Annotated in this window: 18 protein-coding genes, 3 tRNA genes and 3 rRNA genes; 17 read left to right on the plus strand and 7 right to left on the minus strand. The window is 48.5% G+C overall.

The window, feature by feature from the left end; translation table 11 throughout:
• Window positions 1–72 precede the first annotated feature (72 nt).
• From EL309_RS06900 to EL309_RS06950, 11 genes are all read left to right on the plus strand, one after another.
• Window positions 73–882 (plus strand): DNA ligase, encoded by an 810-nt coding sequence (locus EL309_RS06900; RefSeq protein WP_004282391.1) that lies wholly within the window; start codon window positions 73–75, stop codon window positions 880–882.
• A 52-nt stretch (window positions 883–934) separates the two neighbouring features.
• Complete coding sequence (locus EL309_RS06905) at window positions 935–1,132, plus strand: hypothetical protein (protein WP_004282390.1); 198 nt, start codon at window positions 935–937, stop codon at window positions 1,130–1,132.
• Between the two features lie 662 nt (window positions 1,133–1,794).
• Complete coding sequence (locus EL309_RS06910) at window positions 1,795–2,316, plus strand: PhzF family phenazine biosynthesis protein (RefSeq protein WP_232014412.1); 522 nt, start codon at window positions 1,795–1,797, stop codon at window positions 2,314–2,316.
• 368 nt (window positions 2,317–2,684) lie between these two features.
• Window positions 2,685–3,551 (plus strand): hypothetical protein, encoded by an 867-nt coding sequence (locus tag EL309_RS06915; protein WP_004282386.1) that lies wholly within the window; start codon window positions 2,685–2,687, stop codon window positions 3,549–3,551.
• 20 nt (window positions 3,552–3,571) lie between these two features.
• Entirely contained in the window at window positions 3,572–6,781 is a 3,210-nt protein-coding gene (gene carB, locus EL309_RS06920; protein ID WP_004282385.1) for a carbamoyl-phosphate synthase large subunit, read from the plus strand.
• Between the two features lie 454 nt (window positions 6,782–7,235).
• Window positions 7,236–8,776, plus strand: a 16S ribosomal RNA gene (locus EL309_RS06925).
• Window positions 8,777–8,856: 80 nt separating this feature from the next.
• Window positions 8,857–8,933, plus strand: a tRNA-Ile gene (locus EL309_RS06930).
• A gap of 30 nt (window positions 8,934–8,963) precedes the next feature.
• Window positions 8,964–9,039, plus strand: a tRNA-Ala gene (locus EL309_RS06935).
• Window positions 9,040–9,452: 413 nt separating this feature from the next.
• Window positions 9,453–12,339 (plus strand): 23S ribosomal RNA (locus EL309_RS06940).
• Between the two features lie 128 nt (window positions 12,340–12,467).
• Window positions 12,468–12,580 (plus strand): 5S ribosomal RNA (gene rrf, locus EL309_RS06945).
• Together the 16S, 23S and 5S rRNA genes with 2 tRNA genes alongside form the textbook arrangement of a ribosomal RNA operon.
• A gap of 298 nt (window positions 12,581–12,878) precedes the next feature.
• The gene (locus EL309_RS06950; protein WP_064130790.1) at window positions 12,879–13,184 is read left to right on the plus strand and encodes a ComEA family DNA-binding protein; all 306 of its coding nucleotides are present in this window, start codon (window positions 12,879–12,881) and stop codon (window positions 13,182–13,184) included.
• A gap of 270 nt (window positions 13,185–13,454) precedes the next feature.
• Here the strand turns inward: EL309_RS06950 and EL309_RS06960 are convergent, their stop codons facing one another.
• From EL309_RS06960 to aroE, 3 genes are all read right to left on the minus strand, one after another.
• Complete coding sequence (locus EL309_RS06960) at window positions 13,455–14,462, minus strand: IS5 family transposase (RefSeq protein ID WP_126382095.1); 1,008 nt, start codon at window positions 14,460–14,462, stop codon at window positions 13,455–13,457.
• Window positions 14,463–14,550: 88 nt separating this feature from the next.
• Window positions 14,551–15,240, minus strand: coding sequence for a monofunctional biosynthetic peptidoglycan transglycosylase (mtgA, locus tag EL309_RS06965; protein WP_004284033.1), 690 nt, complete (start codon window positions 15,238–15,240; stop codon window positions 14,551–14,553).
• On the minus strand, window positions 15,227–16,057 hold the full coding sequence (gene aroE, locus EL309_RS06970; protein WP_004284032.1) for a shikimate dehydrogenase: 831 nt from the start codon (window positions 16,055–16,057) through the stop codon (window positions 15,227–15,229). Before aroE ends, mtgA begins: the two co-directional genes overlap by 14 nt.
• 422 nt (window positions 16,058–16,479) lie before the next feature.
• Here aroE and glnA point away from each other — a divergent pair, with 422 nt between their 5' ends.
• On the plus strand, window positions 16,480–17,898 hold the full coding sequence (gene glnA / locus EL309_RS06975; protein ID WP_004284031.1) for a type I glutamate--ammonia ligase: 1,419 nt from the start codon (window positions 16,480–16,482) through the stop codon (window positions 17,896–17,898).
• 196 nt (window positions 17,899–18,094) lie between these two features.
• Here glnA and EL309_RS06980 read toward each other — a convergent pair.
• Both EL309_RS06980 and EL309_RS06985 read right to left on the minus strand, forming a co-directional pair.
• A tRNA-Arg gene (locus EL309_RS06980) sits at window positions 18,095–18,169 on the minus strand.
• Window positions 18,170–18,174: 5 nt separating this feature from the next.
• Complete coding sequence (locus EL309_RS06985; RefSeq protein ID WP_004284030.1) at window positions 18,175–19,149, minus strand: polyprenyl synthetase family protein; 975 nt, start codon at window positions 19,147–19,149, stop codon at window positions 18,175–18,177.
• A 212-nt stretch (window positions 19,150–19,361) separates the two neighbouring features.
• Here EL309_RS06985 and rplU point away from each other — a divergent pair, with 212 nt between their 5' ends.
• Together rplU and rpmA are read left to right on the plus strand one after the other, a co-directional pair.
• Window positions 19,362–19,670, plus strand: a complete 309-nt coding sequence (gene rplU, locus EL309_RS06990) for a 50S ribosomal protein L21 (RefSeq protein ID WP_107727415.1) — start codon at window positions 19,362–19,364, stop codon at window positions 19,668–19,670.
• A 31-nt stretch (window positions 19,671–19,701) separates the two neighbouring features.
• Window positions 19,702–19,974, plus strand: a complete 273-nt coding sequence (rpmA, locus tag EL309_RS06995; protein WP_004284028.1) for a 50S ribosomal protein L27 — start codon at window positions 19,702–19,704, stop codon at window positions 19,972–19,974.
• Between the two features lie 125 nt (window positions 19,975–20,099).
• Here rpmA and EL309_RS10795 read toward each other — a convergent pair whose 3' ends face one another.
• Entirely contained in the window at window positions 20,100–20,345 is a 246-nt protein-coding gene (locus EL309_RS10795; protein WP_232014438.1) for a hypothetical protein, read from the minus strand.
• Window positions 20,346–20,589: 244 nt separating this feature from the next.
• Here EL309_RS10795 and EL309_RS07005 point away from each other — a divergent pair, with 244 nt between their 5' ends.
• Entirely contained in the window at window positions 20,590–22,047 is a 1,458-nt protein-coding gene (locus tag EL309_RS07005) for a TrkH family potassium uptake protein (RefSeq protein ID WP_004284026.1), read from the plus strand.
• 112 nt (window positions 22,048–22,159) lie between these two features.
• Window positions 22,160–23,986, plus strand: a complete 1,827-nt coding sequence (locus EL309_RS07010; RefSeq protein ID WP_004284024.1) for a lytic transglycosylase domain-containing protein — start codon at window positions 22,160–22,162, stop codon at window positions 23,984–23,986.
• 139 nt (window positions 23,987–24,125) lie between these two features.
• On the opposite strand, the gene EL309_RS07015 is transcribed toward EL309_RS07010, so the two are convergent.
• Entirely contained in the window at window positions 24,126–25,283 is a 1,158-nt protein-coding gene (locus tag EL309_RS07015) for a cytochrome-c peroxidase (RefSeq protein WP_004284023.1), read from the minus strand.
• A 307-nt stretch (window positions 25,284–25,590) separates the two neighbouring features.
• Between EL309_RS07015 and EL309_RS07020 the strand changes: the two genes are divergently transcribed.
• Window positions 25,591–26,580: an NAD(P)H-dependent glycerol-3-phosphate dehydrogenase gene (locus EL309_RS07020; RefSeq protein ID WP_036494920.1), complete on the plus strand. Its 990-nt coding sequence runs from the start codon at window positions 25,591–25,593 to the stop codon at window positions 26,578–26,580.
• Window positions 26,581–26,642 lie beyond the last annotated feature (62 nt).

Raw genomic sequence — 26,642 nt, forward strand, 5'->3', positions numbered from 1 at the left:
TGTGTTCCTTTATTTTTCAGACGGCCTGTAATAATATCTTAAGTGCTTATTTTTATTACAAGGGGAAATAAAATGAAAGCTATCATACCCGTTTGGCTGGTGTTTTTCACGTCTCTAAGCAGCGCCGCACCGCCCGATCTCATATTGGCAAAAGAGTATGAAAACCAAGATATACGCGGTTGGGCGATGAGCGAAAAACTTGACGGCGTCCGCGCCTATTGGGACGGGAAACAATTAATCAGCAGGCAAGGTTATCCCTTTACCCCGCCGGCGGGTTACACACGACACTTTCCCCCGTATCCGTTGGACGGAGAACTGTTCAGCCGCCGCGGCGCATTCGAACAGATTTCAGCCGCCGTCCGCAGCAAAGCAGGAGACTGGTCAACCATCCGCCTGCATGTGTTTGACGTACCCAAAGCCGAAGGAAACCTATACCGCCGTTTAAATAAACTGCAAACATGGTTGGATAAACACCCCCAAGCCCCCATTACCATAATCAGGCAGATACCCGCACGCGATACCGGGCACGCCAAACAGTTTCTCAAACAAACCGAAGCACAAGGCGGAGAAGGCATTATGCTGCGCCATCCCGATTCCGTTTACCAAAGCGGCAGAAGCAGCACCTTGCTGAAAATGAAAACCGCACACGACGCAGAATGCACCGTTACCCGACATCACGAAGGCAAAGGCAAATACACAGGCAAACTCGGCGCAATCAGCTGCAAAAACCAATACGGCGAATTCCGAATCGGCAGCGGTTTCAAAGACGCAGACCGCAGCAACCCGCCGCCCATAGGCAGCACCATTACCTATCAATACCGCGGTTTCACACAAAAAGGCACGCCGCGTTTCGCCACCTACCTGCGCCGCCGAACCGATTAACACGAGGCCGTCTGAAAAAACAGCCTCCCCGTTTTCAAGAAATGAAATAAAGATGAAAACCCCGCCCAAACAAACCGTCAAAGTCCGGCCCTTACCGCAGCAAGCATCAGACGAAGCCAAGCTCGAAGCATGGCGCGAAACCTCCGCACAACACCAACTCAGCGGGGAATGGGCCGTATCCGCCCGCTTGGGCCAACCCGCTTATACCGACGAACAGATAGAAATGATTGCCAATCTGTTTGGCCGTTGAAGATAGACATATTGAAAGCAGGGAGGCCGTCTGAAAATTTCAGACGGCCTTACGCAGCACTAAAAACCGTAAGCCGAAAAAAACATTTGAACCGGCTGCAAGAAGATGCACGAATCCGTTTTCAGCATACCAAACGTAAAAATCATACGATTTAGTGTAATCAAATGTCGGCAAATAGCGTATAATCCCGACTGGCCGATAATAATAAAATCGGATAAAAACGCACACAGCGAATGGATAACAAAGGGCCGTCTGAAAATTCAGACGGCCTTTCATTAAAATAATTTTCCGTAAAATATCAGTTGTGCGAAAGATAACCCGAATATTAAGCCCAACCGCACAGATTATTTTTCAGACGGCCTTAACCGACAATCAGTAGGGTGTGTGTCAAACGGCATGTACGCAGTTGTCGAGGCGTGCAGTAGAAATAAAAAACGCGTACTTAAGATTGCCCTGTTGTGGGTCGGATTCTTGAATCCGACAATTAAGAAAATGCACGGCAAGGAAAAATAGTTCAGACGGCCTTAGAGGGTTTGTCGGATACGAGTATCCGACCTACGGCTTGCTGAAAATTCAGACGGCCTTAATAAAAATCAGTAGGGTGTGTGCCAACGGCACGCACGCGGTGGTTAACATTTTCAGTAGGAATAAAAAACGCGTGCGTGGCTACGCCACACACCCTACACGCAGGCTACGCTTGCTGCCGCCTTTCAAGCGCTTCCCGTGTAGAATTGGCCGAAGCCACAGGCATTTGCGAAGCGCAAATCGCCGAACACGCTTACTGGCTCGACAGCGGTTCGCCGCAACTTTTGCTGCAAGTTTATACCGCCGCCGCGCTGGAAAACGCCCGTATCGACTACGCCAAACTCAATGCCGTTTGCCGCGCAGATTCGGGGCGCACCATGATTTACCTGTGGCACGAACAAGACGACACCGTTCAGGCGCGGATGTTTTACGCACAAAACGGCACTATTTTAGAAGACAACGGCACCGGTTCCGCTTGTGCCAATCTCGGTGCCTACTACCTTTCGCGCGGCACCTTTCCACTTAAGCGCAGCGTTCGGCAAGGCGACCAAACCGGCCGCCCCAACCGCCTCAGTTTGCGCGTGGACGAAGCCGAAAATATCTATGTGGGCGGGCGCGTGGTGGAAGTCGGGCGCGGCGTGTTCAAGCTGCCGCGTTAATCTGTAAAATATTTTACCGGTGATATATTTGCCATGTTTAAGGTTGGTTTTTTTAAATTATTCAGATGTAGGTCGGATTCTTGAATCCGACAGAATAGGGAAATGTGCTGTAAAGAAAATTAGTTCAGACGGCCTTAAATGGTTTGTCGGATACGAGTATCCGACCTACGGCTTGCTATGGCAAAAGCACATGCACGGCAATTGAGATTTGCAGAGTATGTTTGCTTTAAGATTACTCGGGTATAGGTCGGATGCTTGAATCCGACAGATAGGGATGTACCGTAAAGAAAAAATGTTTGGGGTAGACTTACAATTGATTTTGTCGGATTCAAGTATCCAACCTACGTTTGCTAAAGAGAGAGTAAATTATGAAGATTGATAATTTAACGATTATTAAAACTGAAACAGATGCTATTCCAATGCCTGAAATATCTGATGAAATAAAACGCAAAGCACGTGAACTTTCCAATTTAAAAGATAATCAAGATTCAGATTTAGAAGATAAAACATATGCCGAGGAACCATACGGATTTATTAAGTTAAGATTCCCTTTTATAGGTGAATATTTAAATGAACAAGTAGGAACAATGCAAACCTTTTCTGGTTATGTAAATCCTTGTTATGTCGTAGGTCGAAATTATAGCAATAACAATAAGTTGGATCATTTAGACTGCAATAAGAAAAAAGAGCTTATTAAAGAGCTTATTCATGAATATAGTACAAAACCGAATAAATATGGTAAAAAACCGACTCCTAATCGAGCAGTATATTGGTGGTTAGATAGTTTTGGTATTTTGTATGCAGGTGAAGGTAAAAGGCGTGTACATTTTATGAAAGAACATAGTAGTGGTAATGCTATCTATGTAGAGGAAATTAATAAATTAAAAATGCCAAAACCTAACCAAATTTCAATCATTTCTTTATCCCCTACAAATCCACGACCTGAAACAAGTTTTTTATTGATTAAAGATGACAATAACGATGAGCATCTTTATCCAATTATTGAAGAATATACCATTGATTTTATGAAATTATATTCTAATAATCTTACTTTAGACATAAAAACATTAATTGAAGAGGCTCGCTGGTATTGGCGTTTATCTCCAAATAAATTTTCTAGAAAATTACATAGTTTGCTTATTAAAAAGCTCTTTGTTAAAAAGCTCTTTGATGAGAGAGGTAAAAATAGGTTTAATAAAAAAATTGTATTAGCATCTGTCAAACTCTTTGGTTAATAATTTAGAAAGCGAAAAACATGCCCAAACGTACCGACCTAAAATCCATTCTTATCATCGGCGCCGGCCCCATTGTGATCGGCCAGGCCTGCGAGTTTGACTATTCCGGCGCGCAAGCGTGTAAGGCTTTACGCGAGGAGGGCTATAAAGTCATTCTCGTCAATTCCAACCCCGCCACGATTATGACCGACCCTGAAATGGCCGATGTTACCTATATCGAGCCGATTATGTGGCAGACGGTGGAAAAGATTATCGCCAAAGAGCGCCCCGATGCGGTGCTGCCGACCATGGGCGGCCAAACGGCGCTGAACTGTGCGCTGGATTTGGCGCGCAACGGTGTGCTGGCGAAATATAACGTCGAGTTAATCGGCGCAACGGAAGACGCGATTGATAAGGCGGAAGACCGCGGCCGCTTTAAAGAGGCGATGGAGAAAATCGGCCTTTCCTGCCCGAAATCTTTTGTGTGCCACACCATGAACGAAGCGCTGGCGGCGCAAGAGCAGGTGGGCTTTCCCACGCTGATCCGCCCGTCGTTTACCATGGGTGGTTCGGGCGGCGGTATTGCCTACAATAAAGACGAGTTTTTGGCGATTTGCGAACGCGGTTTCGATGCTTCGCCCACGCATGAATTGCTGATCGAGCAATCGGTGCTCGGTTGGAAAGAGTACGAAATGGAGGTGGTGCGCGATAAAAACGACAACTGCATCATCATCTGCTCCATTGAAAACTTCGACCCGATGGGCGTGCATACCGGCGACTCGATTACGGTTGCGCCCGCGCAAACGCTCACCGACAAAGAATACCAAATCATGCGCAATGCTTCGCTGGCGGTGCTGCGCGAAATCGGCGTGGACACGGGCGGCTCGAACGTGCAGTTTGCCATCAACCCTGAAAACGGCGAGATGATTGTGATTGAGATGAACCCGCGCGTGAGCCGTTCTTCGGCGCTGGCTTCCAAAGCCACGGGCTTTCCGATTGCGAAAGTGGCGGCGAAACTGGCGGTGGGCTTCACGTTGGACGAATTGCGCAACGACATCACCGGCGGCCGCACGCCCGCGTCTTTCGAGCCTTCGATTGACTATGTGGTAACGAAAATCCCGCGTTTTGCGTTTGAGAAATTCCCCGCTGCCGACGACCGCCTGACCACGCAAATGAAATCGGTGGGCGAAGTGATGGCGATGGGCCGCACGATTCAGGAATCGATGCAGAAAGCCCTGCGCGGTTTGGAAACCGGTTTGTGCGGCTTTAATCCGCGTACTCAGGACGCTGCGGAAATCCGCCGTGAATTGGCGAATCCGGGGCCTGAAAGAATGTTGTTTGTTGCTGATGCATTCCGCGCAGGATTCAGCAAGGAAGAGATCCACGAAATTTGCGCGATTGATCCGTGGTTCTTGGCGCAAATTGAAGACTTGGTTAAAGAAGAGCAGGCGGTTGCGGCAGGTACGTTACAGGCTTTGGGTTATGCTGATTTACGCCGTCTGAAACGAAAAGGCTTCTCAGATAAACGCCTGTCTCAATTGTTGAATGTGAGCGAAAAAGCTGTTCGCGAGCACCGTTACAGTCTGAATCTGCACCCGGTTTATAAGCGTGTCGATACTTGTGCGGCAGAGTTTGCAACGGATACTGCTTACCTCTATTCCACTTACGAAGAGGAATGCGAAGCGAGGCCGTCTGAAAAACGCAAAGTGATGATTCTCGGCGGCGGCCCCAACCGCATCGGTCAAGGTATCGAGTTCGACTATTGCTGCGTGCACGCCGCGCTGGCGCTGCGTGAATCGGGGTTTGAAACCATTATGGTGAACTGCAACCCCGAAACCGTGTCCACCGACTTCGATACTTCCGACCGCCTCTACTTCGAGCCACTTACTCTGGAAGACGTGCTGGAAATCGTGCGCACCGAAAATCCGTGGGGCGTGATTGTGCACTACGGCGGCCAAACCCCGCTGAAACTCGCCAATGCTTTGGTGGAAAACGGCGTGAACATCATCGGCACGTCCGCCGATTCGATTGACGCCGCCGAAGACCGCGAACGCTTCCAAAAAGTGCTCAACGACCTCGGCCTGCGCCAACCGCCCAACCGCACCGCGCGCAACGAAGAAGAAGCACTGCGTTTGGCCGAAGAAATCGGCTATCCGCTGGTGGTGCGCCCGTCTTATGTGTTGGGTGGTCGTGCAATGCAAGTGGTTCACAGTCAAGACCAATTGAAAACCTATATGCGCGAAGCGGTTCAGGTATCGGAAGACAGCCCGGTGTTGCTGGACTTCTTCTTGAATAATGCCATTGAGGTTGATGTGGATTGTGTGTCTGACGGTAAAGATGTTGTGATCGGCGGCATTATGCAGCACGTTGAGCAGGCCGGTATCCACTCGGGCGATTCTGGCTGTTCGCTGCCTCCATACTCGCTCTCCGAAGACATTCAAGACGAAATTCGCCGCCAAACCAAAGCGATGGCTTACGCACTGAACGTAGTCGGTTTGATGAACGTACAATTTGCCGTGCAAGACGGCGTGGTGTTCGTGCTGGAAGTGAACCCGCGCGCGTCGCGTACCGTGCCGTTTGTTTCTAAAGCTACCAGCGTGCCTTTGGCTAAAATCGGCGCACGTTGCATGGCGGGCATCAGCCTGAAAGAGCAAGGCGTTGAAAAAGAAGTGATTCCGGACTTCTACGCTGTAAAAGAAGCGGTATTCCCATTCATTAAATTCCCCGGTGTAGATACCATTCTAGGTCCGGAAATGCGCTCAACCGGTGAAGTAATGGGTGTGGCAGAAACATTCGGTGAAGCTTATTTGAAAGCCCAATTGGGTGCCGGAGAGCGTATGCCTGCGACAGGTAAAGTCTTCTTGGCAGTAAAAGATGAAGATAAACCTTTGGTAGTGAAAACGGCACAAAACTTCCAAGCTTTGGGGTATGGTGTATGCGCCACCAGAGGCACGGCAGCTTATCTGAAAGAACAAGGTGTGACTGTCCAAGTGGTCAACAAAGTATTGGAAGGACGCCCGCATATCGTTGATGCAATCAAAAACGGTGAGATTGCAATGGTGGTAAATACGGTTGTGAGTAATCCTCAAGCCGTTGCAGACAGCCATTCTATCCGCCGCAGCGCTTTAACCCAGCGAGTGCCCCAATATACAACGGTTGCGGGCGGTGAAGCGATGAGTGAAGGTGTGAAGAGCTTAAACAACATCAGCGTTTACAGTGTTCAAGAGTTACATAGCCGTTTGCGTAAATAATGGTTTGGTATTAATAGATATGTAAGGAAAAAAGGCCGTCTGAAAATTCAGGCGGCCTTTTTAGTTTTGTGTTTTGTTTTTAGTTTTGGACAAGCTTTGTAAAATCTTTTGAAATAAAAACCGATAATAAATAGGGGTTTGTCTGATTTTTAGTATTTTTGTTAGTTTTTTGGTTGACGATTGTTTTTTGTTGGCGTATAGTTCGGTTCTTCGCTGCTGACGCGGTGAAGCAAAAAGAACAGAAGATTATACCACAGTTGATGATTGGTTTTAAGTTTTTTGAGGCCGGGTATTGACAAGATGTTTTGGTGGTGTATAATTCTGCTCCGCTCTTTAACAAACAGATTACCGATAAGTGTGAGTGCAATTGAGCCTCACACTGCGACAAAAACAGACAAGATAAAATTTTTGTCGGTTTCTTTGAAGCAGACCAGAAGTTAAAAAGTTAGAGATTGAACATAAGAGTTTGATCCTGGCTCAGATTGAACGCTGGCGGCATGCTTTACACATGCAAGTCGGACGGCAGCACAGAGAAGCTTGCTTCTTGGGTGGCGAGTGGCGAACGGGTGAGTAATATATTGGAACGTACCGAGTAATGGGGGATAACTTGCCGAAAGGTAAGCTAATACCGCATACGCTCTGAGGAGGAAAGCAGGGGACCTTCGGGCCTTGCGTTATTCGAGCGGCCAATATCTGATTAGCTAGTTGGTGGGGTAAAGGCCTACCAAGGCGACGATCAGTAGCGGGTCTGAGAGGATGATCCGCCACACTGGGACTGAGACACGGCCCAGACTCCTACGGGAGGCAGCAGTGGGGAATTTTGGACAATGGGCGCAAGCCTGATCCAGCCATGCCGCGTGTCTGAAGAAGGCCTTCGGGTTGTAAAGGACTTTTGTCAGGGAAGAAAAGGTTGTGGCTAATATCCATGACTGATGACGGTACCTGAAGAATAAGCACCGGCTAACTACGTGCCAGCAGCCGCGGTAATACGTAGGGTGCGAGCGTTAATCGGAATTACTGGGCGTAAAGCGAGCGCAGACGGTTACTTAAGCAGGATGTGAAATCCCCGGGCTCAACCTGGGAACTGCGTTCTGAACTGGGTGACTAGAGTATGTCAGAGGGGGGTAGAATTCCACGTGTAGCAGTGAAATGCGTAGAGATGTGGAGGAATACCGATGGCGAAGGCAGCCCCCTGGGATAATACTGACGTTCATGCTCGAAAGCGTGGGTAGCAAACAGGATTAGATACCCTGGTAGTCCACGCCCTAAACGATGTCAATTAGCTGTTGGGCAACTTGATTGCTTAGTAGCGTAGCTAACGCGTGAAATTGACCGCCTGGGGAGTACGGTCGCAAGATTAAAACTCAAAGGAATTGACGGGGACCCGCACAAGCGGTGGATGATGTGGATTAATTCGATGCAACGCGAAGAACCTTACCTGGTCTTGACATGTACGGAATCCTCCGGAGACGGAGGAGTGCCTTCGGGAGCCGTAACACAGGTGCTGCATGGCTGTCGTCAGCTCGTGTCGTGAGATGTTGGGTTAAGTCCCGCAACGAGCGCAACCCTTGTCATTAGTTGCCATCATTAAGTTGGGCACTCTAATGAGACTGCCGGTGACAAACCGGAGGAAGGTGGGGATGACGTCAAGTCCTCATGGCCCTTATGACCAGGGCTTCACACGTCATACAATGGTCGGTACAGAGGGTAGCCAAGCCGCGAGGTGGAGCCAATCTCACAAAACCGATCGTAGTCCGGATTGCACTCTGCAACTCGAGTGCATGAAGTCGGAATCGCTAGTAATCGCAGGTCAGCATACTGCGGTGAATACGTTCCCGGGTCTTGTACACACCGCCCGTCACACCATGGGAGTGGGGGATACCAGAAGTAGGTAGGGTAACCGCAAGGAGCCCGCTTACCACGGTATGCTTCATGACTGGGGTGAAGTCGTAACAAGGTAGCCGTAGGGGAACCTGCGGCTGGATCACCTCCTTTCTAGAGAAAAAGAGGTTTGGTTGTACTCACACTTATCGGTAAACTGTATTTAAAGAAGCAAGGAAGAAAACAAAGGCCTTGGGTTTGTAGCTCAGCTGGTTAGAGCACACGCTTGATAAGCGTGGGGTCGGAGGTTCAAGTCCTCCCAGACCCACCAAACGACAGGTTAGGTTGAGCCATCTACAATGGGGGCATAGCTCAGTTGGTAGAGCACCTGCTTTGCAAGCAGGGGGTCATCGGTTCGATCCCGTTTGCCTCCACCACTTCCCAAATCAAAACAAGTTGGCTGGTTAAGTATATTAAGTAAAGTATACTTAACAAGTTTATTGACTTTAACAAGTCAAGTGCTATAATAGCTAGCTCGTTTTGATTTGCGAAGTGAAGAAAAAAATCTTCTAAGCATACGATCTTTAACAAATTGGAAAGCCGAAATCAACAAACAAAGAAAATGTTGGTTTACCCTGTAAGTAAGCTGATGCAACAGATTACTTACTACTTTAAATAGTAGGGAGTAAACGAACAGTATTTGGGTGATGATTGTATCGACCGGACTGTGAAATACAAAAGGCACAGTTCGGTACACAACAAGCAGTAAGCTTTGTCAAAGTAGAGACTTCAAGTTGCGTAGGTAGTCAACGCCGAAACAACGAAGTCAGAGAGGTTCTTGAAATGATAGAGTCAAGTGAATAAGTGCATCAGGTGGATGCCTTGGCGATGATAGGCGACGAAGGACGTGTAAGCCTGCGAAAAGCATCGGGGAGCTGGCAATAAAGCTATGATCCGGTGATGTCCGAATGGGGAAACCCACCGTATTCTGTACGGTATCCTTATCTGAATACATAGGATAAGCGAAGCGAACCCGGAGAACTGAACCATCTAAGTACCCGGAGGAAAAGAAATCAACCGAGATTCCGTAAGTAGTGGCGAGCGAACGCGGAGGAGCCTGTATATAATAACCGATATGCTAGAAGAACAAGCTGGGAAGCTTGGCCATAGTGGGTGACAGCCCCGTATTCGAAAGCAAATTGGTGGTACTAAGTATACGAAAAGTAGGGCGGGACACGTGGAATCCTGTCCGAAGATGGGGGGACCATCCTCCAAGGCTAAATACTCATCATCGACCGATAGTGAACCAGTACCGTGAGGGAAAGGCGAAAAGAACCCCGGGAGGGGAGTGAAATAGAACCTGAAACCTGATGCATACAAACAGTGGGAGCCTATTAATTGGGTGACTGCGTACCTTTTGTATAATGGGTCAACGACTTACATTCAGTAGCGAGCTTAACCGGATAGGGGAGGCGTAGGGAAACCGAGTCTTAATAGGGCGCTGAGTTGCTGGGTGTAGACCCGAAACCGAGTGATCTATCCATGGCCAGGATGAAGGTGCCGTAACAGGTACTGGAGGTCCGAACCCACGCATGTTGCAAAATGCGGGGATGAGCTGTGGATAGGGGTGAAAGGCTAAACAAACTCGGAGATAGCTGGTTCTCCCCGAAAACTATTTAGGTAGTGCCTCATGTATCACTTCCGGGGGTAAAGCACTGTTATGGCTAGGGGGTCATTGCGACTTACCAACCCATGGCAAACTAAGAATACCGGAAAGTGCAATCATGGGAGACAGACAGCGGGTGCTAACGTCCGTTGTCGAGAGGGAAACAACCCAGACCGCCAGCTAAGGTCCCAAATGATAGATTAAGTGGTAAACGAAGTGGGAAGGCCCAGACAGCCAGGATGTTGGCTTAGAAGCAGCCATCATTTAAAGAAAGCGTAATAGCTCACTGGTCGAGTCGTCCTGCGCGGAAGATGTAACGGGGCTCAAATCTATAACCGAAGCTGCGGATGCACCTAGTGCATGGTAGGGGAGCGTTCTGTAGGCCGATGAAGGTGACTTGAGAAGGTTGCTGGAGGTATCAGAAGTGCGAATGTTGACATGAGTAGCGATAAAGCGGGTGAAAAGCCCGCTCGCCGAAAGCCCAAGGTTTCCTACGCAACGTTCATCGGCGTAGGGTGAGTCGGCCCCTAAGGCGAGGCAGAAATGCGTAGTCGATGGGAAACGGGTTAATATTCCCGTACTTTGATTTAGTGCGATGTGGGGACGGAGAAGGTTAGGTTAGCAAGCTGTTGGAATAGCTTGTTTAAGCCGGTAGGTGGAAGACTTAGGCAAATCCGGGTCTTCTTAACACCGAGAAGTGATGACGAGTGTCTACGGACATGAAGTAACCGATACCACGCTTCCAGGAAAAGCCACTAAGCTTCAGCTAAATCAGAACCGTACCGCAAACCGACACAGGTGGGCAGGATGAGAATTCTAAGGCGCTTGAGAGAACTCGGGAGAAGGAACTCGGCAAATTGATACCGTAACTTCGGGAGAAGGTATGCCCTTCGATGTGAAAGACTTGCTCTGTAAGCATTGGAGGGTCGCAGAGAATCGGTGGCTGCGACTGTTTATTAAAAACACAGCACTCTGCTAACACGAAAGTGGACGTATAGGGTGTGACGCCTGCCCGGTGCTGGAAGGTTAATTGAAGATGTGCAAGCATCGGATCGAAGCCCCAGTAAACGGCGGCCGTAACTATAACGGTCCTAAGGTAGCGAAATTCCTTGTCGGGTAAGTTCCGACCCGCACGAATGGCGTAACGATGGCCACACTGTCTCCTCCCGAGACTCAGCGAAGTTGAAATGGTTGTGAAGATGCAATCTCCCCGCTGCTAGACGGAAAGACCCCGTGAACCTTTACTGTAGCTTTGCATTGGACTTTGAAGTCACTTGTGTAGGATAGGTGGGAGGCTTAGAAGCAGAGACGCCAGTTTCTGTGGAGCCGTCCTTGAAATACCACCCTGGTGTCTTTGAGGTTCTAACCCAGGTCCGTCATCCGGATCGGGGACCGTGCATGGTAGGCAGTTTGACTGGGGCGGTCTCCTCCCAAAGAGTAACGGAGGAGTTCGAAGGTTACCTAGGTCCGGTCGGAAATCGGACTGATAGTGCAATGGCAAAAGGTAGCTTAACTGCGAGACCGACAAGTCGAGCAGGTGCGAAAGCAGGACATAGTGATCCGGTGGTTCTGTATGGAAGGGCCATCGCTCAACGGATAAAAGGTACTCCGGGGATAACAGGCTGATTCCGCCCAAGAGTTCATATCGACGGCGGAGTTTGGCACCTCGATGTCGGCTCATCACATCCTGGGGCTGTAGTCGGTCCCAAGGGTATGGCTGTTCGCCATTTAAAGTGGTACGTGAGCTGGGTTTAAAACGTCGTGAGACAGTTTGGTCCCTATCTGCAGTGGGCGTTGGAAGTTTGACGGGGGCTGCTCCTAGTACGAGAGGACCGGAGTGGACGAACCTCTGGTGTACCGGTTGTGACGCCAGTCGCATCGCCGGGTAGCTAAGTTCGGAAGAGATAAGCGCTGAAAGCATCTAAGCGCGAAACTCGCCTGAAGATGAGACTTCCCTTGCGGTTTAACCGCACTAAAGAGTCGTTCGAGACCAGGACGTTGATAGGTCGGGTGTGGAAGCGCAGTAATGCGTGCAGCTAACCGATACTAATTGCTCGTGAGGCTTGACTCTATCATTTGAAGAACTTCAGATGAAAGCTTACTGTATCCTGACAGGATACGATACAAACATTACCGAATATTGATTGTTGGTTCTGAATTCAAGTAATTCGGACGGCTTACCGATTTGTACAGTTTACGTCTGGCGGCCATAGCGAGTTGGTCCCACGCCTTCCCATCCCGAACAGGACCGTGAAACGACTCAGCGCCGATGATAGTGTGGATACCCATGTGAAAGTAGGTCACTGCCAGACACCCATTCCGAACCCCTGACTGCATTTGCCGTCAGGGGTTTCTTCATTTGCATACCTTCTCTTCTGTGCTGTGCCGTCCTTATCGTGCGGGCGGGTGCTGCAAACGGCCGTGAGGTGGTGAAAACGTGGCGGAAGCCCCGTCCGGTGTTGGATAATTAGAGTAACAGTTTCCGAAATGAATAAAACGGTTGAATCCGAACCGGAATCTCTTTATGATAGACGGCTTGAGGTGCGGTTTCTGCATACCGATGCCGGAAGCGCACCGTGATGCCAACCGGATTTAAGAAAGGGGAAGACGATGAAACGATATCTGTTGGGTTTGGCCGGAGTGCTGCTGTCGGCGCTGTCCTTGGCGGCGGTGAACATCAACACCGCAACGGCGGAGGAATTGAAGGCGCTGCCGGGTATCGGTCCGGCGAAGGCGGAGGCGATTGTGGCCTACCGCAGTGCGAACGGTCCGTTCAAAGCGGTGGAGGACTTGAAGAAGGTGAAGGGGATAGGCGAAGGCGTGTACGGCCGTCTGAAGGATGAGGCGACGGTGGCGGGGGTGAAGAAGAAGGAGGCGAAGCCGCTGGCGAAGAAAGACGGAAGCAAAAAACCTTAAGCGGACGGAGGGTTCGCGCAGTCTGTCCGGGGGCGTACCGGGTTGGTACGTATCTGTCGGAGAAGCCGTCCTTAGGGGGCGGCTTTGTTTGTATGGGGTTGGGCCGTCTGAAAAGGGTTAGGCCGTCTGAAAAAGGTTAGGCCGAGACCTTTGCAAAATAGCCCCTTTACCCAACAGCCGAAAACCAAACACAGGATTTCGGCTGTTTTCCGTTCTAAATATCCCTTCATTCCCCTCAAATACCCGATAATCGGGTATCTGAGCTGCCTTTCAGACGGCAACAGGCGCACGTAGCCTGTTGGCTGCTTTCAGCAGGTTCAAACACATCGCCTTCAGATGGCTTTGCGCACTCACTTTGCTCAGACCAAAATAAGTTGCCCGGGCATGGCGGAATTTACGGTGCAGCGTACCAAAGCTTTGTTCGACCACATAACGGGTTTTCGATAAGTGTCGGTTACGTTTGGTTTGCGCTTCCGTCAACGGCCGGTTGCGGTGGGATTTGCACATGATGCCGTCCCGCAACTGATGTTCTTCCAGATGTTGCCGGTTTTCCATACTGTCGTAGCCTTTATCGGCATAGACAGTCGTGCCTTTGGCTAGGCCTTCCAACAAAGGCAGCAGGTGTTTGCACTCATGGGCATTGGCGGCAGTGATGTGCAGTTTCTCAATATAGCCTTCCGCATCGGTACGGGTATGTTGTTTGTAACCCAGTCTGTATCGGCCGTCTTTCTTTACCCAACGGGCATCGCTGTCTTTACTCGGTGTGGTTTGGCTGTTGACCCGCCCTTCGTCATCCACTTCTATGGCCTGACGCTGTTTGCCGCCGGCCGTCTGAATAATGGTAGCATCAACGATGGCGGCGGATGCTTTCTCTACTTTTAAGCCCTTGTCAGTCAGTTGGCGGTTAATCAGATCCAGTAGTTCGGCCAAGGTGTTGTCTTGCGCCAGCCAGTTGCGGAAACGGCAGAGGGTGCTGTGGTCGGGAATGCAAAAGTCGTCAAAGCGGCAGAAGAGTTGGAAATCGATGCGGGTGATGAGGCTGTATTCGAGTTCGGGGTCGGAAAGGCTGTGCCATTGGCCGAGTAAAACGGCTTTGAACATGGACAGCAGGGGATAAGCTGGACGGCCGCGGTGGTCTCGAAGGTAACGGGTTCTTTGATGGTTGAGGTAATGCTCGATCGGTTGCCAATCAATCACCTGCTCCAGCTTCAGTAGAGGAAAGCGGTCGATGTGTTTGGCAATCATGGCTTGTGCGGTTTGCTGAAAGAAGGTGCTCATGAAAAATCCCCTAAATGTCTTGGGAGGGAATTTAGGGGATTGTGGGGAATTTTGCAAAGGTCTCAGGCCGTCTGAACGAGAGGGGAGGCTAGGGAGGAGGAAGTGTGGATGTCGCCATTCGCTTTAGAATGATATGGGTTTTGTTACGTAGCACTTTATCGTTTGGATGTGCTGCATAATATAGAGGGCGTGGCACACGGGCGGCTAGGTTTGCTGCCTGTTGTTTACTCAGGTTGGAAGCAGGTTTTCGGTAAAAATGTTGTGCCGCAGCTTCTGCGCCAAATACGCCGGGAGCCCATTCGATGGTGTTTAAATATAAAGCAAAAATACGGTCTTTATCCGTTGTTGCTTCCATCATGGCAGTAATTGCGGCTTCTTCCAGTTTTCTAATATAGCTGCGTTGATCGTTTAGAAATAGGTTTTTAGCTAATTGTTGGCTGATAGTAGAGCCGCCTGCTCTAACTTTTCCAGTTTTTTGGTTCCGTTTAATGGCATTTCTGATTCCGCTCCAATCAAAGCCGCTATGGTCGGCAAATTTTGCGTCTTCAGAAGCAATTAATGCTTTTTTTAGATTAGTTGAGATTTTGTTGTAAGTTATCCAATCATAATGAAAGTCAACAGATCTTCCTTCATTTCTGAATTCTTTCATGCGCATGTTCATAAAAGCTGTTTTGTTTGGGGCGATAGCACGATAAGTCAGAATATTACCGTAAACATAGGCGTTGAAGAGAATAACTGCGGCGAAAGGTAAGATAATCAGCCACTTAAACAGTTTCATATTCTTTTCTCATAATTTTTGTCACGGTGGCAATATCAGGTTTAAAACCACGCCATAACTCATAGGCAAAGGCGGCTTGTGCTACAAGCATACCCAAACCGTCGGCTATATAATGGGCTCCTGAGTTTTGGGCAAAATTAAGGAAGTTTTCTGCAGCAGTGCCATATACCATGTCGTATGCCAACTCACAGGCGGTAAAGACTTCCGGTTGTATATTCGGTATTGCTCCGCTTAGGCCGCCGGAAGTACCATTAATAATGATGTCGAAGTGGTTATGTGGCAATTTCTCAAGTAAGGCCGTCTGAATTTTGAATGTTTCGGCTAAGATTATTGCTTTTTCAGGTGTTCGGTTCGCAATGGTGATGCTGGCCGGCATTTGTTTCTGAATAATCGGAATAACGCCGCGAACTGCACCGCCTGCCCCTAAAATCAATATTTTTTTGTCTTGTATACTTGTTTTGAGAACTTCGGTAATGTCTTTAACCAAGCCGACCCCGTCGGTATTGTCTCCACGAATACGTCCATTCTCCAATTTGATGAGAGTGTTGACTGCGCCTGCTGCTTTGGCCCGCTCAGAAAGCTCGTCAACCCAATCAAAAGCAGCAGTTTTAAAAGGTACGGTAACATTAGCTCCGCAGCCGCCTTCGTTGAAAAAATGTTCTACGGTAGAGGTGAAATTATTTTCTTCAGCTAAAATCCGCTCATATTTGATTGAAACACCTTCTTGACAGGCAAAATATTGGTGGATTTGCGGGGACTTGCTATGAGCAATCGGGTTTCCGAAAACAGCATATTTCGGTACAGTATGTTTTTTCATCTTGGGTAACCCATTGTAAATACTGCTGCCATTATATAGCAAACCCGTTTGATTTTTATTGTGGCCTTATGGTTGGTTTTACAGGGTTCTGTGCTTTCTTGAGGCCGTCTGAAATTTTCAGACGGCCTCAAGAATTGATAGCAGGGGAAATTGTAAACAATTTTATGTGCTGTTTGGTTTGGTTTGAGCCGTGCTGCAGTTATAGTTAATTAATTTTAAAAATAAAAAATATAAAAATAATCAAATTGAATGTTTGTATGATTTTTTAGAAACTTCTGAAAAGCATTTTATTTTTCAGCAAAGATATATTTTTCCCCCTGATTTATGGCAAAATATGCCCCGTAAACCGCTATTGTGTTTGTGTGGCGGATGCAGGATAAACAAGCATAACCACCCTCTATTATTTCCCCAGGAGCTTTACCATGTCTGTTAAAGATGTAGTCAAACTGATTGAAGAAAACGAAGTACGCTATGTTGATTTGCGCTTTACCGATACGAAAGGCAAACAGCAGCACGTTACCGTTCCTGCCCGTATCGTATTGGAAGATCCGGAAGATTGGTTTGAAAACGGTCAGGCTTTTGACGGTTCTTCCATGGGAGGGTGGAAAGGTATTCAGGCTTCTGATATGCAGTTGAGGCCTGATCCTGAAACGGCATATTTAGATCCGTTTTATGATGATGCAACTGTTGTGATTACTTGTGATGTCATTGATCCTGCCGATGGTCAGGGCTATGACCGTGATCCGCGTTCAATTGCAAAACGGGCGGAAGCCTATTTGAAATCCACTGGAATCGGTGATACTGCTTATTTCGGCCCTGAACCCGAGTTTTTTGTTTTTGACGGTATCGAATTTGAAACCGATATGAGCGGTGCACGTTTCAAAATCCATTCGGAAGAAGCGGCTTGGTCCAGCGGAAAATCTTATGACGGTCAAAATACCGGACACCGCCCTTTTGTAAAAGGAGGCTATTTCCCGGTTGCGCCGGTAGATTCAGGTCAAGACTTGCGTTCTGCTATGGTGAATATTTTAGAAGCCATCGGTGTGCCGGTTGAAGTGCATCACCATGAAGTGGCGACAGCCGGCCAAATGGAAATCGGCACGCGCTTTGATACTTTGGTGCGTCGCGCAGATCAAACGCAAGATATGAAATACGTTATTCACAATGTCGCCCATAACTTCGGTAAAACAGCTACATTTATGCCGAAACCGCTGATGGGTGATAACGGTTCGGGTATGCATGTGCATCAGTCAATTTGGAAAGACGGACAAAACATGTTCTCCGGAGACGGTTATGCCGGTTTGTCTGAAATGGCTCTGTATTATATCGGCGGTATTATCAAGCATGCTAAAGCCTTGAATGCTATTACCAATCCTTCTACTAACTCATACAAACGCTTGGTGCCGCATTTTGAAGCACCGACCAAATTGGCTTATTCGGCGAAAAACCGTTCTGCGTCAATCCGCATTCCGTTTGTTCAAAGCAGCAAAGCACGCCGTATCGAAGCGCGTTTCCCTGACCCGATGGCAAACCCGTATTTGTGTTTTGCCGCTTTGCTGATGGCAGGTTTGGATGGTATTCAAAATAAAATTCATCCGGGTGATCCTGCCGATAAAAATCTGTATGATTTGCCCCCTGAAGAAGACGCCTTAGTGCCTACTGTTTGTGCCTCTTTGGAAGAAGCGTTGGAAGCATTGAAATCTGACTATGAGTTCCTGACCCGCGGCGGAGTGTTCAGTAAAGATTGGATTGACAGTTATATTGCTTTGAAAGAAGAAGATGTAAAACGTATCCGCATGGCACCTCATCCTTTGGAATTTGAAATGTATTACTCTTTATAATTCCTTGCTTTTAGGCCGTCTAAAATTTAGGCCGTCTGAAAATTCGAATACCCGTTTAAGTCAATTTAAGCTTAAACGGGTATGTTTTATTGAGTGTTGCACAGATATAAAAATCCACCCAAGTTATAGAAACAGGGTGGATTTTTGGTTACCTGATGATGACTATTCATTACTGAAAAAAACATCAAGGCTTGTGTGGCCTCGCCGACAGGAATCGAACCTGTATTTTACGCTTAGGAGGCATACGTTCTATCCGTTGAACTACGGCGAGAAAAGTTAAGAAATACGGGCAAGCGATTCGGCGGCCAGAGCTTTTAATGCTTCGGTAACTTCGTTTTGAGGCAGATTATCCAAGCAGGCAATGGCTTTTTCCACTGCTATGCGGGCTTGCCCGGTTGAGTATTCCAACGCTGCGGATTGCTGTACATGTCGGTAGATAGTAGGGAAGTAGCTTTTATCTGCATTTTGCAGAGCGTTGCGAACATCTTCGGCAGCTTGTTCGCTGCCTTGCCGCATCAAATAAATCAATGGAAGCGTCGGTTTGCCCTCAGCCAAATCATCGCCGACATTTTTGCCGATTTGTTCGACGCTGCCGGAGTAGTCGAGAATATCGTCGATAATTTGGAAAGCAGTACCGACATACATCCCGTAATCTTTCAAGGCCTGTTCTTGCTCGGGTGTCGCACTTGCCAGGATTGCCCCCACTTGCGCGGCTGCTTCAAACAGTTTGGCGGTTTTATATTGGATGACCTGCAGATATTCTTGTTCTGTAATATCGACATTGCCGATATTCATTAACTGCATGACTTCGCCTTCGGCAATGATATTCGTGGCATCGGCCATCACTTCCAGAACTTTCATACTGCCGGAGCCCACCATCAGTTGAAAGGCGCGGGTATACAGAAAATCGCCTACCAATACGGCCGCCGCATTGCCAAACAGATTATTGGCTGTTTTCCGGCCGCGTCTCAATTCGCTTTCATCGACAACATCGTCATGCAACAAGGTGGAAGTATGGATAAACTCCACCATGGCGGCCAGAGAATACAATTTATCGTGATCGTATCCCAGGGCTTTGCCGGCTAATATAGTGATGATCGGGCGCAGACGTTTGCCGCCGGCGCTGATGATATAAGTGCCGATTTGTGAAATCAAGGCGACTTCGGACTGGACTGCCTGATTGATAACCGTATTGACACGGCCTAAGTCGGCTTCAAGATGGTTTTGAAAGTAAGGCAGGTTTTCCAGCATGATTATCTTTCGGTGGTAATACAGTAGACATCAATGAAATGAATCTTGGAATTATAACATCAGTCGGTTTGCTATTGCAGCAGGCGGTAGGAAAAAATGTATGCTTATAACCCGTGAGGAAAGTTTTTGACAATATATGTTTGATTTGGATATAATTACACGCTTCGCGCATGGTGCGTGGATTTTAGAAATTAATTCTCATGGAGTTGAGTATGTACGCGGTCGTAAAAACCGGCGGTAAACAATACAAAGTTACCGTTGGCCAAAAATTGAAAGTAGAACAGATACCTGCCGAACTCGACAGCCAAATCGAACTGAACGAAGTTTTGATGATTGCTGACGGCGAATCTGTAAAAGTAGGTGCCCCCTTGGTTGAAGGGGCCAAAGTAACTGCTAAAGTGGTTGCTCATGGTCGTGGCGAGAAAGTACGTATTTTCAAAATGCGTCGCCGCAAGCACTACCAAAAACGTCAAGGCCATCGCCAAAATTTCACCCAAATTGAAATCGTGGCAATCGCTTAATTCAGATTATTAAAGTTTAGGAGTATTAAACATGGCAACCAAAAAAGCTGGTGGTAGCTCTAAGAACGGTCGCGATTCAGAAGCCAAACGCTTGGGTGTGAAAGCCTATGGCAACGAGTTGATCCCTGCCGGTTCTATCATTGTTCGTCAACGTGGTACCAAATTCCACGCCGGTGAAAATGTAGGTATGGGTAAAGACCACACTTTATTCGCTAAAGTTGACGGTTATGTTGAATTCAAAACCAAAGGTGCTTTGAACCGTAAAACCGTTAGCGTTCGTCCATACACCGGTGCTGACGAATAATAAGACTTAATCCTTATAGCAAAGAAAACCCTGCATTGCAGGGTTTTTGTTTTTGTAAGACATTGATTGATTTTTTTACTTTTTGTTGTCTGTTTGAAATGATAGGGTAACCTATGGATATGCGCTCAACATATCTGAATTTGGGATGGTTGGCGCATCAAGTTTGCAGCGGAAAGCAAGCCGATTGTAATAGGCAGAGACCTTTGCAAAACCCTCAGATGTAGATGCAGTTCAAGGCGTAGCAGCACAGCGAGTGCAGACATATCATATAGATAGGCAAACGATCGAGCAGCGCACAACGCAGAAATGCGCCGCAGATGGGGGTTTTGCAAAGGTCTCAGGCAGTGTTTTTTAATATTGATATTTGAAATGCTTTGCCCAATCAGGCGTATATGATTTAGCCGGGTTGTTATATGATTCAGCTGGGGCGTTGCAATTGTCGAAAACAAGCTTTGATGGATAAAGTATAAAATTTTCAGACGGCCTCAAGGAAACTCGGTTTCGGTATTGGGGTTGATTTAGATTGCCGTGATCGTATGATTGTGCCGGCAGTCCGATATTGGTTTGATTGGATTGAATATCGTCAGATTACTTGGTTAAGAATGATTTCTTAAAATGTATAAAGTTATTCCCATTATTCATGTTTTGTCGAAACTGGGCGTATTGTTTTCATTTATGCTTATTGTGCCGACTTTCGTTTCTTATCTGTTTCTGGATGATGCCTTTTCGGCATTCGGGCAAACGGCTTTGATTACGATTACTTCGTCCAGTTTGGTATGGCTGCTGACTCGGAAATATAACCGTGAATTGCGCTCGCGTGACGGGTTTACGCTGGTGTTTATGCTGTGGATTGGTTTTGCGGCGATTGCGGCGATGCCGTTTTACCTTTATTTTCCCAACATCAGTTATACCGATGCTTTTTTTGAGGCGATGTCCGGTTTGACGACAACCGGTGCGACGGTGATGACCAGTTTGGACACTTTGGCGCCGTCGGTTAATTTCTGGCGTCATATGTTGAACTGGCTCGGCGGTATGGGGATTATCGTTTTGGCGGTGGCGATTTTGCCGATGTTGGGCATCGGGGGAACGCAGCTGTTTAAGGCGGAAATTCCCGGTATCGATAAAGACAGCAAAATGGCACCGCGTATTTCCCAAGTGGCGAAAAAACTTTGGCTGTTTTATTTTATTTGTACCGTATTAATCGGCTTGGCACTGCATTGGGCGGGTATGAGCTGGTTTGATGCGGTTTGCCATGCGATGTCGGCCTTTTCTTTAGGCGGTTTTTCCACTCACGATAACAGTATTGCCTATTTTAATTCTGTGGCGGTTGAAGTGGTGCTGATGATCGCCACCATATTGGGCGCGATTAGTTTTGCCAGCCATTTTACCGTGTTGAAGGCCAGATCGGTTAAACCTTATTGGCGCGACGAAGAGTGCCGCATTATGTTGGTAACTTTGTTTGCAAGTATCGTCGCGGCAAGTCTGTATTTGTGGCACAAGCAGTATTACACGTCGTTATATGATTCGTTTCGATTTGTGAGCTTTAACTTCGTGTCGATCGGCTTGGCCAACGGCTATGCGAATGCGGACTTTGCCAAATGGCCGCTTTTGACATCATTGTGGATGTTTTTCTTGGCCAACGTATTGGCCAGTTCGGGTTCGGTTGGCGGCGGTATTAAAAACGTGCGCGCGATTGTGCTGTTTAAATTCAGTTTGCGGGAAATGCTGCTTCTTCTGCATCCGAAGGCGGTGAGAACGGTTAAAGTAAACGGCCGCAGCATTCCCGAACGTATGGCGCTGACGGTTTTGGCCTTTATTTTCGTCTACTTTTTTACCGTTGTGCTGTTTACATTTTTAATGATGGCAACCGGCTTGGACTTCGTGTCTGCGCTGACAGCCGTGATTGCCTGTATCACCAATGCCGGCCCGGGCTTGGGGGCGGTGGGGCCGGCGGGTAACTATGCGGGATTGAATGATTTCCAAAAATGGCTGTGTACCGGCACCATGCTGCTGGGGCGGTTGGAAATTTTTACGGTATTTATTCTGTTTACACCGGCATACTGGAAAAAATAGTCTTGAGGCCGTCTGAAAAATGTAAATGTTTGTTGGTATGACGGGCGGTAAGATGCAAATGGCTTAGAATGGCGGCTGTTGATGAAAATGATTACTTACTAAGAAGCGGACTATGAATTTCAAACATCTATTTCCCGCTGCCGTTCCGGCTGCCGTCTTGCTGGCGGCCTGTTCCAGCGAACCTCAGCGTGCCGATTCGGGGCAAAAAGGGGTAACGGTTGCGCCGATTGTGCGCAGTGCCGAGCATCCCGGCAAAGTTTTATCGGACTACAATTTTTTTCAGACGGCCTTAGAAGCCGCCAAACGCCATGACGATATCGCCCCCGCCCAATTTTTGGCTCAAGCAGGACAAAGCGCGATGGCCGAAGCCGTACGTAACGAATGGCTGAAAAGTTTAGGAAAACGCGGACTGTGGACGCAGTTTGGCCAACAATACAAATTATTGGACAAAGAAAGCCGCAGCCGGGAAGCCGCTTGTTATGCAGAATACGGATTGCAGGAAAATCACGGTCTGGCCGCAGAATTGGTGAAAGAACTCGGCCGCCTACCCGAAGGTTGTAACACTTTGTTGGCGGCAGCCGCTTCATCAGGCCGTCTGAATACCGAAGATGCTTGGCGCAGGGTTCGCGGCTTAGTCAGCAACAACCAGCTGACCGACGCACGTAATCTGGCTGCCGCTTTAGGCAGTCCCGTTGAAGCAGGCGGGCGCGGTGCCGTCGAATACGGCTTATCCGGCATCATCGGCAATACCGCCAAAAAAAGCACAGCATCCGCAGCACGCCTATCCGCAATGGAAAGCAGCTTGAGCCGACAGCAGAGCGGTTTTGCTTGGGGCGTACTGGGGCATGCACAAGCCCTAAATCAAAATATGTCGACGGCCTTGAGCTATTTCAACCGCGCCGACCGTTCGCAATTAAGCGACGAACAGTTCGAATGGTACGCCCGTTCCGCTTTGCGCCTGCAGGCATGGCAGGATTTGAACGGCATTATCCGCGCCATGCCGGAAAAACTGCGCCAAACCCCTACTTGGCAATATTGGTTGGCCAGAAGTTATGTCGCTTTAGGCGATCAGTCTTCCGCCAAACCGCTGTATGAAAAAGCCGCACAATCCGGCCGCAACTTCTACGCCGTTTTGGCTTCCGAAGAATTAGGCCGAAAAGTAAGCGTACGCAATAACGTCGGCAACGCATCCAAAGACAGCGTCAACCGTTTGGCCAAAGACGGCGCCATCGCACGCGCATTAACACTATTCAAAGTTTCCCAAAGCAACGGTGATTGGAAAATGCGTCGTCAGGCACAAGCTGAATGGCGTTACGCCACACGCGGCGCAGACGAAGACCGATTGCTGGCTGCCGCACAGCTGGCATTCGACAACGGCTTCTACGAAATGGCCATCAACAGCGCCGAGCGAACCAACCACAAATTAAACTTCAACTTGCGCTACTTATCACCGTTTAAAGACACCACGCAGCGTTACGCCGCACAAGCAGGCGTCGATTCCGCCTGGGTATACGGCCTGATCAGACAGGAAAGCCGCTTCATGCTGGGCGCACAGTCCAGCGTCGGCGCACAAGGTTTGATGCAGGTGATGCCCGCAACCGCACGCGAAATTGCCAACAAAATCGGCATGAACAGCAGCGAGCTTTATACGATGGACGGCAATATCCGCATGGGAACCTGGTATATGGCCGACGCCAAACGCCGCCTGCAGAATAACGAAGTGTTAGCAACGGCAGGCTATAACGCCGGCCCGAGCCGCGCACGCAAGTGGCAGGGCAGCTATCCTTTGGAAGGCGCGATTTACGCCGAGACTATTCCGTTCAATGAAACACGCGACTATGTGAAAAAAGTGATGACCAACGCGACTTACTATGCCGCATTGTTCAACCAACCCAAAACATCTTTAAAACAGCGTATGGGCACAGTTCCCGCGCGCTGACAGCAGTAAAGCGGGAAGGCCGTCTGAAAATTTCAATTTTCAGACGGCTTTTTTTAATAGAGCCGTCTGAAAAAACAAAGGCCGTCTGAAAAAAAGGCAAACAGTCGAACTGTTTGCCTGAGTTATGGAGACTTATGAATTAGTTATTGTCGGGATGGGTTTCCGCAGCCGGAGACAGCGGCAATTCAGGTACGGTGCGTGCGGCTTCGGGTACGGTGCCGGTCAGCGCATTCATAAAGGCCACCATGTCGTCGACTTCTTCTTGCGGAATGGTTTTACCCAATTGGGTTTCGCCCATAATGCTGATGGCTTTGTCCAGTTCCCAAACGCTGCCGTTGTGGAAATACGGGAAGGTCTTGGCTACGTTTCTCAAGCCGGGAACGCGGAAGAAGTATTTGTCGGCTTCGTTTTTGGTAACTTCGAAGAGGCCTTCGTCATGCTTGGTGCTGTCGATGTAGTTCCAATACGGTCCTTTTACCAAACCGAATTTTTGGAAAGAGTCGCCACCTAAGTTAACGCCTTTATGACAGGCGATACAGCCGTTATTGATAAACGCGCGTACGCCTTTGCGTTCTTTTTCGGTTAAAGCGTTTACATCGCCTTTCAGGTAGTCGTCCCAACGGCTCGGCGTCAGCAGGGTGCGTTCGAATGCGCCGATGGCTTTAGTGATGTTGTCAAACGATACCGCGCCGCCGTTTTCGGCAAAGGCTTCTTTAAACATCGCTTGGTATTCGGGGATGTGGGCGATTTTCTTCTCAACTGCCGCTTGGTCGGTATGTGCCATTTCAACCGGGTTCAACAGCGGGCCGCCGGCTTGTTCTTCAACGTCTTTGGCGCGTCCGTCCCAGAATTGGCTGCCCAATAAGGCGGCATTCAGGGCGGTTGGAGAGTTGCGTGCGCCAAAGCTGCCTTTGTGGCCTTGGCTGGTCGGCAGATTGTCTACGCCGCCGGTGGCTAAGTTGTGGCAGGTGTTACAGCTGACAGTGTTGCCGCGGGATAAACGCGGTTCGTACCATAATTGGTGACCCAGTTTGATTTGGGCATCGGTAATCGGTTTGGCCGGATCGATTTCGGCGCGTTCGGGCAAGGGTTGGAAGAAGCCTTGTGCTTGTTTCAGCAGTGCTTTGTCTTCTTCGGAAACATTGGCATCGCTTGGAGCGGCTTGTTCTGCCTGTGCGGCTGCGGTCTCCGCCGTTTTGGCTTCAGGTTTGGGTTCGGGCGCTTTGTCTCCGCAGGCGGCTAAGGCCAATAGGGTGGAAACGGCTAAAATTCGGTAAGCGGTGTTTAATTTCATCATGTCAGCCTTTATGGTGGTTGTCATCGAGAAAGTGAAGCGGAACAGTTGAGGTTGAGAAAAGTATTGTTCTAAATAAAAAAGTGTTCCGAATCTGATTTATGTAATTTTCATTAAGTATAAGCAGGGGGGTGAAACCTATATTTGCGCCATATCAAAAACAATTTTTTGATTGTCAATATGAATGATGGCGATAAATATTTATAATGAATGGGCGATGTGTGCCGAAGACCGCGAATCCGCCGGTGAAACTTGCACCTTTGACGTGATTGTTTTAAAGTTTGCAGTAATTTTGATTGAGAGAGTTTTTATGAAAATAACTGTGATGGGCGCAGGAGCTTGGGGTACGGCTTTGGCCGTTCATTTTGCCAAGCACGGCAATGAGATTGCTTTGTGGTCGAGAAATCCGCAGCACATGCAAGAACTGGCCGAAAACCGTGAAAACCGCCGCTATCTGCCGGGTTTTACTTTGCCTGACAATCTGATCGTGCATACGGATTTGGCGGATGCGCTGAAAAATGCAGAGCTGGTGTTGATTGTAACTTCGGTGGCTGGTTTGCGTGAAAGTGCACAGTTATTGGCTGAGAATAATGCCGGACATCTGCCGGTATTGACTGCCTGCAAAGGATTTGAACAAGATACGGGCTTGCTGACTTTCCAAGTGATTAAGGAAGTTTTGCCGGATAACGATAAAATCGGCGTATTGTCCGGCCCGAGCTTTGCCCAAGAGTTGGCCGAGCAACGCCCTTGCGCGGTGGTACTGGCTTCTGAGAATAAAGACTGGATCGAGCAGTTGGTCGGCAGCCTGAATACCAATGTGATGCGTTTGTATGGCAGTGATGATGTTATCGGCGTAGCGGTCGGCGGAGCGGTGAAAAATGTGATGGCGATTGCCACCGGCCTTTCAGACGGCCTCAATTACGGCTTGAATGCCAGAGCCGCTTTGGTTACGCGTGGTTTGGCGGAAATCACCCGTTTGGCGATTGCTATGGGTGCGCAGCCGAAAACTTTGATGGGCTTGTCGGGAATCGGTGATTTGATTTTGACCTGTACGGGCGCATTATCCCGCAACCGCCGTGTCGGCTTAGGTTTGGCCGAAGGTAAAGAGCTGCACCAGGTATTGAAAGAAATCGGTCACGTTTCCGAAGGGGTCAGCACTATTGAAGAGGTATTCAATGCAGCCTGTAAATATCAAATCGATATGCCGATTACCCATACGCTTTTGCAGTTGATACGGAAAGAATTGACGGCACAGCAGGTAGTAGAGCGTTTGATGGAGCGTGAAGCCCGTTTCGAATAAATCAATATAAAGTTAAATTGGTTAAAGAGGCCGTCTGAAATTCAGACGGCCTTATTTGACAT

The organism is Neisseria weaveri (genome assembly GCF_900638685.1).
Taxonomy (GTDB): Bacteria; Pseudomonadota; Gammaproteobacteria; order Burkholderiales; family Neisseriaceae; genus Neisseria; species Neisseria weaveri.